Here is a 16050-nt window from a genome sequence, read left to right on the forward strand (position 1 = left end):
GTCATTTCTTTTCTCCGGCCTGCTTTGACAGGCGCACCACTTCGCCCTCCAATAGCCGGGCATAGTGCTCCCACGAGCCGGACACCTTGGCGCGAATGTTTGCCAGCTGTATGGAGAGGTTGAGGGCTTCAAGGCAGGTCTCTAGCGACCGTTCGGTGGCAAAGTCGTTCATGGCCTTGCCGAATCTTGCGGCAATCTTGCGCTGCTCGTCGCTCTGCTCGTTTATGGTCTGGTTAAGCTCGTCAATCTCGTCAGAGTTTCCGCCCCTCATCCATCCTGACATAAGGTAATGATGGTAGAGTCCAGATTAATTAATTGCGGAACGCGATTCATGCCCTATAGGCTGAACTATGTTAAGTAACTCTTTAACTTGATCGCAATCGCTTGTCATCAGTTCTGCTGGCGAGATATGGATGAACAACAAAAGTGCCACATTTTGCCTATTCCTGATTTCAATACTGTTGTTGTTATTGTTGGCGCCTTGCCTCATGCCGACGACTGCCACTGCCCTTGCATATTCTGCTGATAATAACCGCGCCCCGGATCACAAAGAAAAAGATGACGCCCTTTCCGCCCCTCCAAATTTCGGGACTCTGCTGTTCGACTCGTTGGCATCCGTATACAGGATGTTTGCGGCGCTGGGAATCTCGTTCATTGTATCGATTGCATTGGGCATAACGGCAGCAGCAAAACCCCTCGCATCAAAGATAATAATTCCAATCGTAGATATCCTTCAGTCCATTCCCATCCTAGGCTTCTTTCCTGTGGCGATTGCGTTCTTTATCGCCCTGTTCAACGGCAGCCCTGCAGGCATAGAGCTTGCCGCGATATTCCTTATTTTTTCCAGCATGGTCTGGAACATGATATTCTCTGTATACGAGTCTGCGCTCTTGATCCCGTCCGACCTGCAGGAAACGGCCAAAGCGTTCAGGGCAAACCCGCTCTTGCTCTTCCGAAAACTCTACCTGCCTGCGATAACTCCAAAACTTATCTACAACAGCATGATGTCCTAGTCCGGAGGGTGGTATTTCCTCACAGCCGCAGAGATAATCTCTTTGGGTTCAAAGACCTACACCCTGCCCGGTCTTGGGAGTTTGCTGGGCTCTTCAGTCTCTGCAGGCCAATACCCTTTGGCCTTTGCCGCGCTTGGAACATTGGTGTCAGTCGTTCTAGTCGTTGATTTTCTGTTCTGGCGCCCGTTAGAGTCCTTTGCAAACCGCTTCAAGTACGAGTATAATTCCTCGGCCGCATCCGGTCCCGCGACTTGGCCCGCAGGCCGGCAGAGGTTCCTATTGGAAAACGTGGCCAGACTTGCGCACGTAAGGGCCTTGTTCCCTCTGGCTAATCTGACTGATTTTCTGTACGGAAATCCCCGGCAGGCGCTGATACGCAAAAAGTCTGTTGCCGCCATGGAAAAAGTAGCTGCGTCGGCGTACAATCTTGAGCAAACGCTGTTCGCTCCAATCCACCGGTGGTTTGACGATAATTCCAAGCAATTGGGAAATTACAAAAAAACTGTGCTCTTTATTCTGTCCACGCTCGTAGTCGTGTTCATAATCGCCGAAAGCAGTGTAATCTCTAAATCGTTTCTGGGATTGTACGGCATGTACTCCTCCCTTTTCCATAATGCCGACACGGCCAAGGTCGTCTCTGAAATTCCCGCCGGCCTAGCGTTTTCCTACCTCAGACTGGCAGCGGCGTATCTCATAACTGTGGCTTGGACGGTGCCGGTCGCAGTAAAGATAGCCAAGAGCCCAAGGTTCGGGAGGACCATGTCTCTTATCCAGACTCTCGCATCCATCCCTGCCACTGCCTTCTTTCCCTTCATGGCAGTGCTTGTAAACTATGTTCCTGGCGGACTGGAGTTTCCGTCCATCCTACTGATACTGACCGGTATGCAGTGGTACATGCTGTTCAACCTGGTGGGAGGTGTCCGTTCTATTCCGGGAGACATTGAAGAATCCGCAAGGGCCTTTCGGAGCACGAAATCACAATACCTCCGGCGCGTCCTCTTTCCGTCAATCTATCCCTCGTTCATAACTGGAAGCATCACTGCATGGGGAGGAGGATGGAACGCACTGATAGTGTCTGAATATCTCGTCTACGGGGACAAGACATATTCCGTCCTTGGCATAGGCTCTCTTCTCGACGTTTCGGCCTACGGCTTGGGAAATACTGTGCTGATACTGATGATTGTTGGAGTCATGGTGGCAACGATAGTTACAATCAACAACCTTGTCTGGAGGAGGTTGTACAAAAAAGTGATCCGCAAATACAGCATGAGTGGATAGAATTTTTGCCATTGTCTTACCCCAGTCACGATGATAGCTTTATTGATGAGTCAGATTCAAGGCGAAACATGGCGGCCGCAGAATCCCTGTAGCACGCATATTAGGAGTGGCTCATGATGGTGACAGCTGACGACAATCCTGGCTTTGCCTTGCCCTTCCCTACCGACGCTGCTAAAAGAAAAGAGGCAAGATCCCATGACGAAGACAGTGACAGCCTTTTCTATGACAAACCGTCATCATCATCACCATCCGCTACAGAAACATCAAGCCCGATTTTGGAATTAGAGAGCATTACAAAAGAGTACAATGCCGGCCAAGGGGGTGGCAGAAGACTCGTCATACTCAAAGACGTAAACATGTCCATAAACAAGAACGAGTTTGTCTCAATAGTGGGGCCGTCGGGCTCTGGCAAATCTACGCTTTTGAGAATCATCATGGGTCTTGAGGCTCCGAACAGAGGCCAAGTGTTCTACAAGGGCGAGTCCACGACGGGAAGGGTAAACCCGTTTATGGCTATGGTATTTCAGTCGTTCGGCCTCTTTCCGTGGCTGACTGTGCTTCAAAACGTGGAATTTGGTCTAGAGTCCCTGCGCATTCCAGAGGAGCAACGGCGGCAAAAGAGCCTCCAGATAATTCAAGAAGTGGGTCTGGAGGGGTTCGAAGACGCTTATCCGCGCGAGCTGTCTGGAGGGATGAAGCAGAGAGTCGGAATCGCCAGGGCGCTTGTAATCGACCCTGAAATTCTTCTCATGGATGAGCCGTTTTCAGCGCTTGACCCGCTGACTGCCGAGGCCCTGCGCGAAGAAGTCCTTAAGGTGTGGAACAACAAGTTTACGACGCCCGAAGTCGTCGTCATGGTGACCCACAATATAGAAGAAGCCGTCTATCTCTCAGACAGGGTGCTCGTCATGAGCCCCAGACCTGGAACGATATCACACGAACTGCAAATCGATATCCCCCGGCCCCGGGAAAAACGCGACAATCTGCTCTATGAGTACATCGACAGGATCACGACCATGATAACATGAATCATGAAAATTTAAATCGATGAAAATGCAACTATGGTTCGCACTGCGCAATGCCGGCATGACTACTACTGCTATCCCTAAAATTCATTATGGCTCCCTTCAGGGCTTTTTGGAAATACTGGACGATATCGGCAGCAAGTCAGACCTTGCAGGCGTTGCCCTGAAACAGGGGCTGGAACTGGATGACCTTTTGCCAATAGTCGAGGCGGGAGAGATGTTTGGCCTGATTCAGATTCAGACGGGAGACGTATTGTTGACTGAAAAGGGCCATTTGTTTATAGCGGCAAGTCCCAAAGTGAGAAAAAAAATGCTGCATGACATGGTGCTCAATATCGACGCATTCAAAAAATTTGCAGACTATATGAAGAAGAGAGGTTCGCAGAGCATTTCAAGGGAAGATCTGTTAAAGTTCTTTTCTGAAAGTGCCGGCGCCCTTGATAATAACAATACTCAGGACGCAACAAACGACTTTAACTGGTTCATAGAATGGGGGAGGCAGGGTCTCGTGTTGACGTACGATGCAAATAGCGAGACTATAACCCTGCGAAAAAACAAGCTGTAATTGGCATCTGGCGTCTTGGCCAGTACCAAGCACGAACAAAATGAAGTACTTTCTCACCTGTTGATTCGCCTTTGAATATTAAAAATGTATTTATTATGCAGCCAAGGAGCTGTGAACTATATGGTCGTTGACAACAAGGGCAAGATCACGTACCTTCAGATAATCAAGGAGGATCTTGCGGTATTTAGGATAACCCCCGAAAACGGTCAGATTCCAGAGTTTAAGGCTGGCCAGTTCCTCACAATCGGCACCAACGTGCCAAGCGAGGGCAAGATAATCAGGCGCGCCTACTCTATCGCCTCGCCCCCCGAGCAGAAAAAACACTGGGAGCTTTACATCCGCTGGGTCCGAAAGCCGGTTCCCGGCAGGCTGACTACGCAGCTTTTCAACATGAAGGAAGATGATGAGATCGCTTGGGTCAAGCCGACCGGCATTTTCACGATAAACGAAAAGATGCACGACGGAAGCCCCGACAACCGCAGGATGGTCCTCATCGGAGGCGGGACGGGACTTGCACCGTTTGTCTCCTACTCTATGCACCTGCACGCTGCGCAGAGCAAGCGCGAAATAGTGGTGCTGCACGGCGCAAGCTATGTAGACGAGCTAGGCTACCGCGAGCTGCTCACCTCTCTGGAAGAAGAGAGCCTCGACAAGGGCAAGGACAAGTGGAACTTCCGCTACCGCGCCTCTGTCAGCAGGCCGCAGGAATGGTTCAACAGGACTTGGGACGGCCAAAAGGGCAGAGTAGAGTCCTTCCTGAGACCAAAGGCTGGCAAGGACCTGTCGCCCCTCGAAGAACTGGTCGGTGAGAAGGTGACGCCGGAGAACACGTCGTTCTACATCTGCGGATGGCAGGGAACCGTGGACGGCGCGCTGGACTACCTCATACCAAAGGGGTTCGTCACTGAGCGCAACAAGCGCAAGGACGGATCGTACGACATCAAGTTCGAGTCGTACGGCTAAAATCCTCTCTTTCTTTTGTTAAAACCTTTTATCCCTGTCATAGCGCACACCAAGCATGAAATTTGAGTATGAAGAGTTCAACACAATAGAGGACGTTTTTCTCTATCTCGTATCGGTGGCGCCCTACGGCAAGCAGGTGATGCCTGTCAGCTCGTACAAGGGCTATGTGTTCTCGCTAATCCCACTCAGCCCGCTTACGGGCGAGCTTTTGATGATGGTCTACACAAAGGGCAGCGTGGAGCCGGGACTTGCCGAGTTTGACGTGTCGACCAAAAAGTTCCGCATGGTGCCGGCGGTAGAGCGCGCCGACCGGAATTACTTTATCGTGCTCACTCCAAAGACCGCCACGCTTGCAGACGAGGCAATAAAGGGCCTGAAGTAGGGCTCTGGATCTTTATTTGCGTCCATCGTTGCGCCCTTTTTCTTTCCTTATCTTTCTTGGCGTTTTTCTGCACGCTATTTAGAGTCCTTCGATAATATGCAGGAGACTGAAAAGTAGACGGGCGTGTTGGAAAATCCGCCCGTGGACGTATGTGCTCAGAGTTTCTTTGGAAGCGGCGCCGTGACGGACCTCTTGTTCGTGTAGCGGGCAACAATGTCCTCAGGCAGCTGGCCTGCAAACAGGTCCTTTGACAGCCCCCGGAGGTACTTCATGATTGCCCACGTCCCCGCCTTTATGAGGAGCGCCATGAACACCTTCATCATAGGACCGTACGACTTGTTCCTGATGATTATCGGGATGATGTCGTTAATCACGCGCAGGTTGTGCTGCCAGCACATCCAGAACAGCGTGAACTGGGCCTCGTTGAGGTTGCCAAAGTGCATTGAGTTCTTTTCGGAAAAGTCCTGATAGAGCAACGGCGCAACGATTCCGCGCATACCCGTTTGCTTAAAGTCCTCGATGAGGTCGATGGTGTACTGCGTTTCGTCTGGCGTCTCGTCGGGCCAACCGATTATGAGCGTGAGCGCCGGGAACCAGTGGTTGTCGTTGAGGATCTTGCATCCATCCCTCACTACTGCGCCCCATTCCTCTGGCTGGAACGGCTTGGTCTTTACCCCGAGGTGCTTCTTGACCATCCTTGGCGCGACCGTCTCAATGCCCAAGTTGGTAGCAAGCCACCTTCCGCCTGCGACGTCCATCTCGTTTATGTGCGACAACTTCTTTATCAGGTCAGGTGACGATGCAACCGCGGAAAGCGTCATGTGGGTTGTGCCGACAAAGCGGGCGCCCGTCGATTTCAGGCCGCTCCACAGGTGGGTGATAGCATCTGTGTTTGGAATAAAGTCCTTGTTGTCGCAGCCGTACAGGAGCATCTCGTCAGACTGGAGCCATATCGAGTCAAAGCCATAGTCGAGGTTGAGCTTTGCTTCCTGCTGGAGGCGCTCCAGTGGAAAATCCTTCTTGGTCCTCTTGTTCACGTCGCAAAAGTCGCATCCCCTGCCGCAGCCGCGCATCGCCTCTATTAGCGAATTGACGGTCGGGCCCTGCATCATCGGCACGTTTTCGATGTTGCGGACAAAAGTATGCAATAGTTCCGGCGCGTCGCCTGCCTCCAGGTCATGGAAGAGGTCCAGTGCAAGTTCGTCGGCCTCGCCGATTACGACCGTGTCGATGCCGTGGATCTTCATCCTGTCGGGTTTTGCCAGCTCCCACGAGCCGTTTCCGCCGACTACGACCTTGAAATTGTATTTCTTTTTTAACTGGATAATGGAAGCGCACATCTTCTTGAACTTCATGGCGACGTACGACAGTTTCTCCGGCGACATCGTAGTGGTCACCGGCGCCATGCCGAGCGGGTCCATAACGTTGAGGCCGACCACCTTTGTCTCGGGGCCAATGCACTTTTCAAGCATCTCTGGGTGGGCAAGGAATATGTCGTCGCGCTTGTACTCCTTCAGGAGGGCGCCTTCGATTCTGCGGAGGCCGCACTGCGCGACCTTGACCCCGCCTGTGGCGTTGTCTGTCTCGACTGATGGGCAGAATATCTTGTCAAAGACAAACTCGGGCACAAGTTCGTAGGGGCCGCAGGCGATAAAGCCGTAGAGGAAGTTGCCCCTGTAATTGGTCATAAGACTGCGGTCCGCAGTCAATACTATCCTTTTGCCACCTGATACTACCATCTTATGCGTTTACTCGTGCGTGCTCGGCTATAAATAAATCTATTACCCTATTTTCCACTCTGACAGTTAGTAGAGGCCCTTCTGGTGCCCCCTGTCGAGGATCTGTCGCAGTTTCGCGTGGTCCAAAAGCAAGAAAGCATCCTTGAGCGTCGCCCACCGCGAGTCCGCGTGCTCTTCAGAGATCTTTATCTCTCTCGTGGGCGTGGTGGCGAAATAGAAACTCACCTGCTTTTCAGAGCGCATACCGTCGCCTTTGAAGTACGAGTAGGTTATCTTGCCTATGTACGTATGGACCTTGATCTCGCTTATCCCTGTCTCCTCCTTTACTTCGCGGACAAGCGTCTGGATATCAGTCTCTCCTTTTTCCTTGTGGCCCTGCGGAAAGCCCCAGAACCCGCGCCTGTTTCTAAGCAGCAGAAACTCTGCGGCAGTATCTTCCGGCATGAATTTTACCACAGCGCCAACTGACTGCTCAAGTGCCACTTTGCGTACGTCTGTTTTCAAGGCTGCTGCCAATAATAATAGTTTGTTTTTATTGTTTAAACATATTAATATCGACTGACGGACTGAACAACAAGGTTGGGCCGGTCGTCTAGTCCGGTAGGATACGGCATTGGCATTGCTGAGGTCGTGGGTTCAAATCCCACCCGGTCCACCATGTTTCTAATCCTGTAGTATGTGCAGTTGGCTTGAGCGCGTATGTACGTATATGCATCTTTATCAAATTTCGCGAAAGAATAGTAGCTGCGGAGACATCGACAATCCTATAAGAACGATCAAAGATACTTTCTCATGAAAGGTACAAAACAAGGCATTGTTGTTCTGTCTTTTGCCATCCTTGTAACGGGACTTGCCGCAATAGGCTCCGGATTCTCTCCTGCACTGGCTGCAACAACAACGACTCCTTCCGCTCCACCCGTAAATTTAAAGACCGACAACGGATCGGTAGGCATCGTCGTAGACTGGTCGCCAAAAGAGATACAGCAGGGCAAGGACACTGAATTTAGCATCAACTTTCAGGACCCTTCTTCGGGTGCTTTGTTGGAGCATGTGAACTATAATCTCGAAGTAAAGGATGCTAGCGGCAACACGGTCACATCGCTAACGGATCAACACGTGCACATGGGAAAAGCCGTCCAAAAGGTAACGTTTGACAACTCCGGCGATTTTCAGCTAGTGATAACGGTCCTTGGAACCGGCCTGACCAAGCCGTTTGATACAGCCAAGAGCGGCACTGCCGAGACATCCATAACCGTAGCATGATCCCTATGTAATGCTGCGGGACATGTGGTCCAAAGTGAAAGAGCCCGCAAGCCCTGCCTAGATCAAGATGTCCTCCCTTATCTCAAACGCCGTTTTTCCACGGTGCACTATACTGTACACGCGGTAGGGATGCCCGTCACGGCCAAGGCCGAACCGGACCAGCCTGCGGCATGTTTCAAGCCCTGCGTTGTGTATGATTGTGCCAATCCCTCCCTTTCCCTGCATTAACTTGCGCACGATTTGCGCCGGCAGGAACTTGCAGTAGATTTTGGACCTAGCGCGCACGAGTGTCCTGCCGTTTGCAGAAGAAATTACGACTTCGCGCCTAATGACGCCGTCATAAATGGCCTGCCTGACTACCTTTACCTCCACCGCCGATCCCGTGAGTATGCTGAGCACCTGCTCCACCGTGCCCGTCTCGGCAAGCAGGATCTTTTGCTCCGTGCTCAGGGTTGCACCCCTGCGCTCTAGCGCGGCCATCATTTTCAGGACCCTGCTCCCAAAGTTGCCCATCTCTTCTTTTTTCATCATCATCGTCGTCATCCTGCGACCGCCCTTGCGGCAACAAGTGCCAGAGAAAACGCGATTGTGGCAAGGCTCAAAAACTTTAGTCTACCTTCAAGCCTCTTTGCAATGGCGGGGTTGCCGCCTTCTTTCTTTAGCTGTTTGTAGGGCCGTGACATCCTTATCTCCGCCATGCTTGCGAGGCCCGCGCCTGTGGCGGCTGCAACCGGCGCCAAAGAAACGATGTTGTCGCCAGTCTGGATGACATAGCCTGCCATGACTGGAAGGGCGCCCCAGGACACTGCGAACCAAAAGTTGGTGTGGAACCTCCCTCCCAAGATCTCAAAGTTGTACGCAAAGAGCAGGAATCCTTCAAGGATTGCTATTACTGCAAGCGCAGGCACATACAAGATGATGTAATAGATGCCGATGGTGTATGCGCCGGCAAGCGAAAGGACCAGCAGCACAATCATCTGCCTGCGCGTAAAGTACGCGCCCCATGGCTTTTCCTTTTTCGACCCGATGGCATCGGCTGTGTGCGCACCTACTCCGAGCGCCAGCGCGTAGATGAGGGCGATTGCGCCTGCCCTGTCCCACTGCACGTCGGGGGCAAGCATGGCGCCGACCAGCGTAAAGGCGACGCACATGCCGGTGTAAGGAAGGAAAAGCAGGCCCACGAACGCTCGGAACCTCGGCGGACCGAATCTCGGCACGAACCACTCGTTCATGCGGCTCTCTGTCACGGCTTTTTCGCCACCACTATGCCTGCCGTGCCAAGCGTGTAGCGCCTGCACCTGATGCCTTCAAAGCCGCGCCCCTCTAGCGCCTGCACAAGCGCATCGGTCCAGCGCGACTCGCATATCACCCTGTCAAGGTCGCAGAACACGCTCTTCCACGAAAGCGCAAACACACCTGCGGCCCTCAATACCGTAAAATACAGTTCCCATAGCCCGTACATGGCAGAGTTTTCTGGACAGGTGAAATCGTGAAAGACTGCAATCCCGCCCGGCGCAAGCACGCGCCAGCACTCGCCTGCCAGCGCCTGCAAGTCGACATACTTGGCAAGGTACGACGACACTACCGCGTCAAACGCCCCATTTTTGTAGGGGATGGCCTCTGCAGTCGCCTGCACGGAGGCAAGCGGAATCTTCTTGCGCGCCATCTGGAGGTATTCAAACGTGAGGTCCAGGCCGACAACAGACCTGTCTCTGTCCTCCGCGCCTGCCATGGAGGAGAGAATGCCCGTCCCGCAGGCAAGGTCCAGGATCTTCTTGCTTGTGCTTATCTCTGACAGGATGTGGCGCTTCCATGCTTTATCGCGGCCAAAAGTCGTCGTCCTGACCACAAGGTCGTAGCTTGGCGCGGTGTACGAATTAAAGAATTTCCTTGCGATTGCGTGGCCTTTGTGTTGGACCAGCACTGTGCTATATATCTCGCATACCTTGCTATTTTGAATAGCGGCTGCGACAAGTAATTATGCAGTGCGCACAAACGTGAAGTGTGTATTTTGTCAACTGGCAGCGCGACATATCGGTGCAAGAGCGCGACGGCCGCAGGGTGGTGGTCAAGCGCAACAAGCCCACAAAGGGCTTCCACGAATACATCCTGCTCTGCACCTACACGTTCATCTCGATTTTCCTTGCCCATCCGTCGGCACCCCCTGCCGCCGGCGACATTTCAAGAAACGAAGGCCAAGGGATGCGCAGCGCGCTTGAAAGAGCCGGCATACCTACCCCCCGCCTCGTTTCAACGAACAAAGACGAGCTGGTCGAAGAGTACGTGGACGGGGGCGACCTGTACAGGGCAATTGCGACGGGTGCCCGCCCCGGCCTTGCGCAGGAGGCAGGCCGGCTCACCGCCCTTGCCCACGCGGCCGGCCTTGCGTTTACCGATAACAAGGCACAGAACTTTCTCGTGCGGGGCGAGTCCCTCCTGCGCACTGACCTTGCGTTCATACAAAAGAGCCGTTCTGCGTTTGCAAGGAGCATGGACGCCGGCTCGTTCCTTGCAAGCGTCATAGACCTCCCAAATTACTGCGAAATAGAGCAGGCATTCTACAGGGGCTATCGCCTGCAGTCAGGAAAGAGCCTCCCCTACCTGTCGCTTGTCATAAGGAACATACTCACCTTCGGCTTTTCCGCCGACGGCAGGACCGCCCTGCGGAACATGATACTCGACTCGTCGGGTGTTATCGGCTAGATGGGCGGAAGCTCTGTCTTTTTGTCAAAGCCGCCAGAACCGAACTTGCAGTAAAAGCACTGGTCCGACTGCATATAGGTCAGCTTTTGTATCGTAATTGCGCCCAGTTTCAGCGCGACTTTGGTCATGAAGCGGTACTTGAAAGGCATCGCCGGTATGACCTCGTTGAAATAGACGTCATAGTGGTCGGGGCAGAACTTGAGCGTGATTTTGCCCTGCTGGCGCTGCTCCGGAGGCACGTCCTTATTGCTCTCGCTCACCGTCTGGGCGACTCTCATCTGCTCCCTTATGTACTCGTGCTTGGGGCAGGGGCAGTCCTTGCCGCCTGGGTGCTTGTACGCCGGCGTGTTTTTCCAGTCAAAGCCGGGGTACTCCTTCTCAAAATCATCCATCGCTAAGGTTTTTTACGGCCTCATGCAATATAAAGATGTGGTGCGTACCCTCTGGCGTGCAGAGAAATAACAAAAAATATATTTTTGGTGTTAATACAACCCCTTACTTGACGTGGGTAACTCCCTCATGATAATAATGATGGTGCAATCTCTACATTGAGCACAGCAACAACAGCAAACAACAATCCCGAATCGGATCCGAACATGAAGACACTGCTAGAGTTCAAGAAGACGGTGGTCGACGAGCAAAAGCAGGGCGACAAGAAGATAGAGGAAATAAATACGCGGCTTGAAGCCGTCAAGAAGCAGATAGACGAGGAGAGGATGCAGCTTGACGAGCTGCGTACCAAGCTCAAGGGCGTCAACGAGGAGAAGGATGCCGATTATCCCAAGTTTGTCGAAATGCGCAACAGCCTGATCGAGGCCAAGAACCAGATGAAGTCGCTGGACGACAAGGTCGGACAGGCCAAGTCTCGTAAGGACAGAAACGAAATCCACGGCCTCACAAAGGCGCTTGAGCAGATAGAGCGCGACATACAAACCAAAAAGCTCTCGAAGGACGAGGAGCGCAAGCTGGTCGCACGTTCAAAAGAGATCGCAACGAAACTTCACACTCTAAAGATGATGCACAAAAAGGAGGACCAGTACCGCGAGATGTCTACCCACTACGACGAGCTGAAGGGCCGGATAAACAAGATCTTCCGCCAGAAGGAGGAGTTCGGCAACAAGATAGGCAAGCTCAAGGAGAGCATCGAGGGCCTGGTGAACACGCGCGAGGCGCTCTATGAGGAGCGCAGGCAGGTCATCCACGGCGTGCGCGAGGCGGCGGCAAAACTCGAAATGATAGAGACGCAACTTAACGCCATTGCGTTCAAGAAGAACCGTATGGCGCAGAGCGAAACCCGCCAAAAGAAGACAAAGGAAATGGAAGAGCGCAGGGTCGCACGCCAAGAGGCCATGCAGGAACGCGTAAGGCGCGACAAGGAATACCAGGAACGCTGGAACGCGCTAAAGGAGGCGGCGATGAAAAAGATGTCTTCGGGTGAGAAACTGACGTTTGACGAAATGAAGCTGATATTCGGCGATTCCGCGCAGGAATAGGCAAAAACAAACAAACATTTTTGTGCCAGCCTCATCAAACAAACACACGAATGTCAGAAGACAAACTGGAATACACGGGCAAGGTCTACCTGTATAGCTCGGGTATGCCCGACGACCTCATTGCGATTTCAAAGGAAAAGCTGGTCGAGCGGGGCGTGAGCGAGGGCGACATCGTGGTGCTCCTTGACCCAGTCGGCGTGCCTGAAGGAAGCATCATGGCGACCATCTGGCCGCACTACTTGTCAGTTGCGAGGGTAAAGCGCGTGCGGAAAGGCTCGATATACGCTCCGCAGCTGTTCAACATTCAGTTCTGAGCCAAGCAAAAACATTAAATCGGCTTTTGGGCAACAGCACGTGGACACAACATAATGCTGACGTTTTTTTGCAAGCGCGACAGGCACGTAGACTGCCCAGGCGAGTGGCCGGTAGGCGAATCGTGCGGCCCAGACCACGACTGCTCCTTTGACATGCGTATGATGAAGTGCGCGTGCGAGTGCCATGTCGCCAAGAAAGAAAAAGAAAGAGCGGTTCCGGCGCAGCCGTCTGTAAAGCGCGCTCCTGCCTCCAAGAGTCGCAAGTAACCTTTAATTGCTCTTTGCAGCCCTCCCGTGGTTGCCGACGATAATATGCTTGACTTTTCCGCACTGTTCCGGCAGCTTGGAGGGCTGACAGACCCCAAAGACTTTGACCCCACAAACCCGCTTGTCTGGGTGTACATCATCTCGCTTGCGATAATCCCGGTTTTCATGATGTACGGCCAAAAGATGCAGTCAAAGGTGATACTGGGCGAGGTGTCCAAGTCGCTGGTAAAGCTGAAGAACATGAAGGATGGGGCCCGGCTTGATGCAATTGACTATGTCAAAAGCGTGGTTCAGGACAAGGCTGCCGACCCGTCGGCAAGGATAGACAAGTTCCTCGAATATTTCACGATAATGCCAGTCGACATGGACCCAAGCGGAGTCGTGCGCAAGGTGGAGCATGTGCTTCGGACAAAGGACGAGCGTATGCGCGCAGAGGTCCGCAAGATATGCCCCGGAGTCGACGATTACGAGCTGTCCAAGATAGAGAACATACTTGAAGCCGCCACAGCGCTCAACATGATATACAAGGTGGTCCGGCACTATTTCCTGATGGGCAAGCGCACGACCAGCATGTTCGTGCTCGTGCAGCTGCAGATGGTGATGCCCCTCCTTATCGAAGAGGCCACCGCGATGAAAAAGGCGGTGGGCGCCTTCCAGAAGGGCCAGCCCATAGGTGACGGCATCGGGCCGATGGTGGTCGGAAGGATGATGCTCGGCAAGGAAAAGATGCCCGCCGCCAAGGAGACCGTCTACGCGCAAAGCGAGCACGCAGGCAGGAAACTGTGCCTGCTAAAGGCGGAGGGACCGTCGGGAACGGTCGGAAGGCCGGGCGAGGCCATAAGGCGCCTCGTCGGCGACCTTGGGATAAAGATAGATGCCATAGTCATGATAGACGCCGCGCTCAAACTGGAAGGGGAAAAGACAGGCGACGTGGCGGAAGGGATTGGAGCTGCAATAGGTGGCATCGGCGTGGAAAAGTACCAGATAGAGGAAGTCGCCACACAGTTTGGGATACCACTGTACGCCGTAATAGTGAAGCAGTCGGTGCAGGACGCCATAACCGTCATGCGGAAAGAGATAGCCGATTCTTTTGAAAAAGTGACAGACACCGTGTACGGGATAATCGAGGACAAGACCGAGGAGGGCCAGTCCGTGCTCGTGATAGGCGTAGGCAACACTATGGGGGTCGCGCAATAATGATATTGTTTGGCAAGAAAAAAGAAGTCCCTCCCGTGATATACACGGAGGAGACCTGCGGCTCGTGCAGAGAAAAGGTGCGCCGGCCCTTTGAGGACGGCGACTATGTATTCCACTCTGGTTCTCCGTGCAAGAAATGCGGCTCGCAGTCGACTATGGCAAGCGCCATCTATGGCGAGTACCCGCCTGACAAAAATAATTCCTAGATTGTTATCACTGTCGAGCCGGTTTCGTTTGGTATGAGCGTGTGCTCTGCCTGCGTGACCATCCTGCCATGACCTTCGACAAGTATCGGGTATGCGTGGACGTTCTTTTTCTTTACCAGCACATCCATCGCCTTGCGAAGTTTTGCTTCCTCGTAAGCGTCTGTCAGCCACCGGAGAGCAAAGGGGAGCGTCTTGTAGCGGTTCCATATGGTTTCCAGCAGTTCATCAGCGTCTTTGTCCTTGCTTGGCTTTCTTGAGGTTATCCCAAAGATGTTTCGGACCTTTCCTTCTCGGACCACTCCCATGCCGTCCTTCGTGGTCGCAAACGGCTCTATGGCATACGCCTCAGTCGGTTGGAGCGCAAACGACGAGCCTATCGTCCAGACGTTTGGGATGGACTTGCCTGCGTGTATCGTGTACTGTTGAAGCGAGTGTCCAGACAGGTTCTGGATGGGCCTAAACCCCATCCTGCTTATCATTGTCTCGATGGTCCGGCCAATGTCGCTTGCCTTGGTGTTAGCCCTTGCCATGCGCACCGCCTCTGCTAGGGCAGTCTCGGCCGCCTTGACAAGCGAGTCGAATTTCGGGTCGTAACACACCGTGACGGCCGTATCAGCAATGTAGCCGTCAATATGCACACCGATGTCTATCTTTAGCACGTCGCCTTCCTTTACCATGGTCTGGTCGCCAGGCTCCGCCGTGTAATGCGCGGCAATTTCGTTGAGGCTAGCGTTTACGGGAAACGCCGGTTGGGCTCCCATCGCACGTATCTGCGCCTCGACCTTTTCGCAGACCTCAAAAAGGGTCGAGCCGACATGGTACTTGCGTCTTGCCTCCTCCCTTACCTGCGACGCTATCTTGCCTGCCTTTAGATAGCTCTCGGCGTTCATATTTCTCTCTCGACTCTTAAACCGGCTTGTCATAATATAGAGATTGTGCGATCAAACCCGTCGGTTCCGTACAGCCCTACCAGCGTAGACAGCTCTAGAGTAGTTATCGGAAGCTGATCCTTGTTGTCGAAATAGTCAAACACGGGCGACATCAGGTAGCCTTTTTCCTTTCCCATGTGCCCGAGGCCGAGCACGTGGCCCATCTCATGCACCGCAGAGTTGCGGAACGCATAGTTTGGCAGCTTTATCTCTGTCTTGCCGTCACCGTGGAGCACCACTGGCGCGAGATAGACGTCTGCACCCTCGGCGTCGCCTCCCGTATACTGCACTGCCGTGTAAGCGCCCGTCTGATTTGGGTATTCTGGAAAGTCCTTGTAGGTATCATAGATGTGAACCTTGACGTTGCAGCCTTTCATCTGCGACTCGCTTGGCGAATAGCGTGCAGTCATGGTCCACCCCTGCTCGTTGCCTGTGTACTCGCGCAATGCCTGCCTCCATTCCTGCACAGCAAGCTTGGCCCAGACATAGTACGAGTTTGGGACGCCGGCTTGCTTGAATATGCAGACCTGCAAGCCGTCGCTCCAGGTAAAGCCAGAGGCTGGAACCTTGGTTTCGGTAAAGTCTGTCTGCTCTTCGTAATAGCGGGCGGCAAAGGCGGCAAAAGGGATAAACGAAAACAAGACCGCCGCTGCCACGATAAAGGCGGCCGCGGCAAGGGCACATAGCAATACGCCGGTTCCTTGCCTGCTATT

At 53.2% G+C, this 16050-nt stretch carries 22 protein-coding genes and 1 tRNA gene; 14 read left to right on the plus strand and 9 right to left on the minus strand.

What is annotated here, in order from left to right; translation table 11 throughout:
* Window position 1 precedes the first annotated feature (1 nt).
* Window positions 2-283, minus strand: coding sequence for a hypothetical protein (locus tag ACYOR7_RS03915; RefSeq protein WP_294804139.1), 282 nt, complete (start codon window positions 281-283; stop codon window positions 2-4).
* Between the two features lie 205 nt (window positions 284-488).
* On the opposite strand from ACYOR7_RS03915, the gene ACYOR7_RS03920 reads away from it, so the two are divergent.
* The 6 genes from ACYOR7_RS03920 (at window position 489) to ACYOR7_RS03945 (ending at window position 5226) form a co-directional block, all read left to right on the plus strand.
* Window positions 489-1013, plus strand: a complete 525-nt coding sequence (locus ACYOR7_RS03920; protein WP_479913165.1) for an ABC transporter permease subunit — start codon at window positions 489-491, stop codon at window positions 1011-1013.
* Between the two features lie 42 nt (window positions 1014-1055).
* Window positions 1056-2291: an ABC transporter permease subunit gene (locus ACYOR7_RS03925; protein ID WP_479913166.1), complete on the plus strand. Its 1236-nt coding sequence runs from the start codon at window positions 1056-1058 to the stop codon at window positions 2289-2291.
* A gap of 113 nt (window positions 2292-2404) precedes the next feature.
* Entirely contained in the window at window positions 2405-3319 is a 915-nt protein-coding gene (locus ACYOR7_RS03930) for an ABC transporter ATP-binding protein (protein ID WP_479913167.1), read from the plus strand.
* 19 nt (window positions 3320-3338) lie between these two features.
* On the plus strand, window positions 3339-3881 hold the full coding sequence (locus ACYOR7_RS03935) for an AAA-associated domain-containing protein (protein ID WP_479913168.1): 543 nt from the start codon (window positions 3339-3341) through the stop codon (window positions 3879-3881).
* Between the two features lie 120 nt (window positions 3882-4001).
* Window positions 4002-4844, plus strand: coding sequence for an FAD-binding oxidoreductase (locus tag ACYOR7_RS03940; RefSeq protein WP_294804131.1), 843 nt, complete (start codon window positions 4002-4004; stop codon window positions 4842-4844).
* Between the two features lie 55 nt (window positions 4845-4899).
* On the plus strand, window positions 4900-5226 hold the full coding sequence (locus ACYOR7_RS03945) for a hypothetical protein (protein ID WP_294804130.1): 327 nt from the start codon (window positions 4900-4902) through the stop codon (window positions 5224-5226).
* A 155-nt stretch (window positions 5227-5381) separates the two neighbouring features.
* On the opposite strand, the gene ACYOR7_RS03950 is transcribed toward ACYOR7_RS03945, so the two are convergent.
* A complete protein-coding gene (locus ACYOR7_RS03950; protein WP_366137291.1) occupies window positions 5382-6914 on the minus strand; it encodes a B12-binding domain-containing radical SAM protein in 1533 nt (510 codons plus the stop codon).
* A gap of 117 nt (window positions 6915-7031) precedes the next feature.
* A complete protein-coding gene (locus ACYOR7_RS03955; protein ID WP_294804127.1) occupies window positions 7032-7469 on the minus strand; it encodes a bis(5'-nucleosyl)-tetraphosphatase in 438 nt (145 codons plus the stop codon).
* A 77-nt stretch (window positions 7470-7546) separates the two neighbouring features.
* Between ACYOR7_RS03955 and ACYOR7_RS03960 the strand changes: the two genes are divergently transcribed.
* Window positions 7547-7623, plus strand: a tRNA-Ala gene (locus ACYOR7_RS03960).
* 134 nt (window positions 7624-7757) lie between these two features.
* Window positions 7758-8228 carry a hypothetical protein gene (locus ACYOR7_RS03965; RefSeq protein WP_479913169.1) on the plus strand — a complete coding sequence of 157 codons (471 nt, stop codon included), beginning with the start codon at window positions 7758-7760 and terminating at the stop codon, window positions 8226-8228.
* A gap of 57 nt (window positions 8229-8285) precedes the next feature.
* On the opposite strand, the gene ACYOR7_RS03970 is transcribed toward ACYOR7_RS03965, so the two are convergent.
* From ACYOR7_RS03970 to ACYOR7_RS03980, 3 genes are read right to left on the minus strand one after another with little or no spacing between them, the layout of a single operon-like run.
* Window positions 8286-8762, minus strand: a complete 477-nt coding sequence (locus tag ACYOR7_RS03970; protein WP_479913170.1) for a hypothetical protein — start codon at window positions 8760-8762, stop codon at window positions 8286-8288.
* A 5-nt stretch (window positions 8763-8767) separates the two neighbouring features.
* Window positions 8768-9475, minus strand: coding sequence for a hypothetical protein (locus ACYOR7_RS03975; protein ID WP_479913171.1), 708 nt, complete (start codon window positions 9473-9475; stop codon window positions 8768-8770).
* Window positions 9472-10152, minus strand: a complete 681-nt coding sequence (locus ACYOR7_RS03980) for a methyltransferase domain-containing protein (RefSeq protein ID WP_294804123.1) — start codon at window positions 10150-10152, stop codon at window positions 9472-9474. The genes ACYOR7_RS03975 and ACYOR7_RS03980 overlap by 4 nt, the downstream gene beginning before the upstream one ends.
* A gap of 80 nt (window positions 10153-10232) precedes the next feature.
* Here ACYOR7_RS03980 and ACYOR7_RS03985 point away from each other — a divergent pair, with 80 nt between their 5' ends.
* Complete coding sequence (locus tag ACYOR7_RS03985) at window positions 10233-10931, plus strand: hypothetical protein (RefSeq protein ID WP_479913172.1); 699 nt, start codon at window positions 10233-10235, stop codon at window positions 10929-10931.
* Here ACYOR7_RS03985 and ACYOR7_RS03990 read toward each other — a convergent pair.
* On the minus strand, window positions 10928-11323 hold the full coding sequence (locus tag ACYOR7_RS03990; protein ID WP_294804121.1) for a hypothetical protein: 396 nt from the start codon (window positions 11321-11323) through the stop codon (window positions 10928-10930). The genes ACYOR7_RS03985 and ACYOR7_RS03990 overlap by 4 nt on opposite strands.
* A gap of 156 nt (window positions 11324-11479) precedes the next feature.
* On the opposite strand from ACYOR7_RS03990, the gene ACYOR7_RS03995 reads away from it, so the two are divergent.
* The 5 genes from ACYOR7_RS03995 to ACYOR7_RS04015 are packed head-to-tail and all read left to right on the plus strand — an operon-like array spanning window position 11480 to window position 14408.
* A complete protein-coding gene (locus ACYOR7_RS03995) occupies window positions 11480-12424 on the plus strand; it encodes a coiled-coil protein (RefSeq protein WP_294804120.1) in 945 nt (314 codons plus the stop codon).
* Between the two features lie 50 nt (window positions 12425-12474).
* Complete coding sequence (locus ACYOR7_RS04000) at window positions 12475-12738, plus strand: hypothetical protein (protein ID WP_294804119.1); 264 nt, start codon at window positions 12475-12477, stop codon at window positions 12736-12738.
* Between the two features lie 54 nt (window positions 12739-12792).
* Window positions 12793-13005 (plus strand): hypothetical protein, encoded by a 213-nt coding sequence (locus ACYOR7_RS04005; protein ID WP_479913173.1) that lies wholly within the window; start codon window positions 12793-12795, stop codon window positions 13003-13005.
* Between the two features lie 27 nt (window positions 13006-13032).
* The gene (locus ACYOR7_RS04010) at window positions 13033-14202 is read left to right on the plus strand and encodes a DUF1512 domain-containing protein (RefSeq protein WP_294804117.1); all 1170 of its coding nucleotides are present in this window, start codon (window positions 13033-13035) and stop codon (window positions 14200-14202) included.
* Complete coding sequence (locus tag ACYOR7_RS04015) at window positions 14202-14408, plus strand: hypothetical protein (protein ID WP_294804116.1); 207 nt, start codon at window positions 14202-14204, stop codon at window positions 14406-14408. Before ACYOR7_RS04010 ends, ACYOR7_RS04015 begins: the two co-directional genes overlap by 1 nt.
* Here ACYOR7_RS04015 and map read toward each other — a convergent pair.
* Window positions 14405-15298, minus strand: a complete 894-nt coding sequence (gene map / locus ACYOR7_RS04020) for a type II methionyl aminopeptidase (protein WP_294804115.1) — start codon at window positions 15296-15298, stop codon at window positions 14405-14407. The two genes, ACYOR7_RS04015 and map, sit on opposite strands and share 4 nt — an antisense overlap.
* A 29-nt stretch (window positions 15299-15327) precedes the next feature.
* Window positions 15328-16026 (minus strand): matrixin family metalloprotease, encoded by a 699-nt coding sequence (locus tag ACYOR7_RS04025; protein ID WP_479913174.1) that lies wholly within the window; start codon window positions 16024-16026, stop codon window positions 15328-15330.
* Between the last annotated feature and the right edge of the window lie 24 nt (window positions 16027-16050).

Source organism: Candidatus Nitrososphaera sp. 86-2 (genome assembly GCF_056726185.1).

What these genes read in the sequence shown, in the direction of transcription:
- ACYOR7_RS03920 (WP_479913165.1), top strand. Translation starts at nt 489, where the DNA reads ATGCCGACGACTGCCACTGCCCTTGCATATTCTGCTGATAATAACCGC.
- ACYOR7_RS03930 (WP_479913167.1), top strand. Translation starts at nt 2,405, where the DNA reads ATGATGGTGACAGCTGACGACAATCCTGGCTTTGCCTTGCCCTTCCCT.
- ACYOR7_RS04015 (WP_294804116.1), top strand. Translation starts at nt 14,202, where the DNA reads ATGATATTGTTTGGCAAGAAAAAAGAAGTCCCTCCCGTGATATACACG.
- ACYOR7_RS03935 (WP_479913168.1), top strand. Translation starts at nt 3,339, where the DNA reads ATGAAAATGCAACTATGGTTCGCACTGCGCAATGCCGGCATGACTACT.
- ACYOR7_RS03970 (WP_479913170.1), bottom strand. Translation starts at nt 8,762, where the DNA reads ATGATGATGAAAAAAGAAGAGATGGGCAACTTTGGGAGCAGGGTCCTG.
- ACYOR7_RS03990 (WP_294804121.1), bottom strand. Translation starts at nt 11,323, where the DNA reads ATGGATGATTTTGAGAAGGAGTACCCCGGCTTTGACTGGAAAAACACG.
- ACYOR7_RS04000 (WP_294804119.1), top strand. Translation starts at nt 12,475, where the DNA reads ATGTCAGAAGACAAACTGGAATACACGGGCAAGGTCTACCTGTATAGC.
- ACYOR7_RS03945 (WP_294804130.1), top strand. Translation starts at nt 4,900, where the DNA reads ATGAAATTTGAGTATGAAGAGTTCAACACAATAGAGGACGTTTTTCTC.
- ACYOR7_RS04005 (WP_479913173.1), top strand. Translation starts at nt 12,793, where the DNA reads ATGCTGACGTTTTTTTGCAAGCGCGACAGGCACGTAGACTGCCCAGGC.
- ACYOR7_RS03915 (WP_294804139.1), bottom strand. Translation starts at nt 283, where the DNA reads ATGTCAGGATGGATGAGGGGCGGAAACTCTGACGAGATTGACGAGCTT.
- ACYOR7_RS03940 (WP_294804131.1), top strand. Translation starts at nt 4,002, where the DNA reads ATGGTCGTTGACAACAAGGGCAAGATCACGTACCTTCAGATAATCAAG.
- ACYOR7_RS03950 (WP_366137291.1), bottom strand. Translation starts at nt 6,914, where the DNA reads ATGACCAATTACAGGGGCAACTTCCTCTACGGCTTTATCGCCTGCGGC.
- ACYOR7_RS03965 (WP_479913169.1), top strand. Translation starts at nt 7,758, where the DNA reads ATGAAAGGTACAAAACAAGGCATTGTTGTTCTGTCTTTTGCCATCCTT.
- map (WP_294804115.1), bottom strand. Translation starts at nt 15,298, where the DNA reads ATGAACGCCGAGAGCTATCTAAAGGCAGGCAAGATAGCGTCGCAGGTA.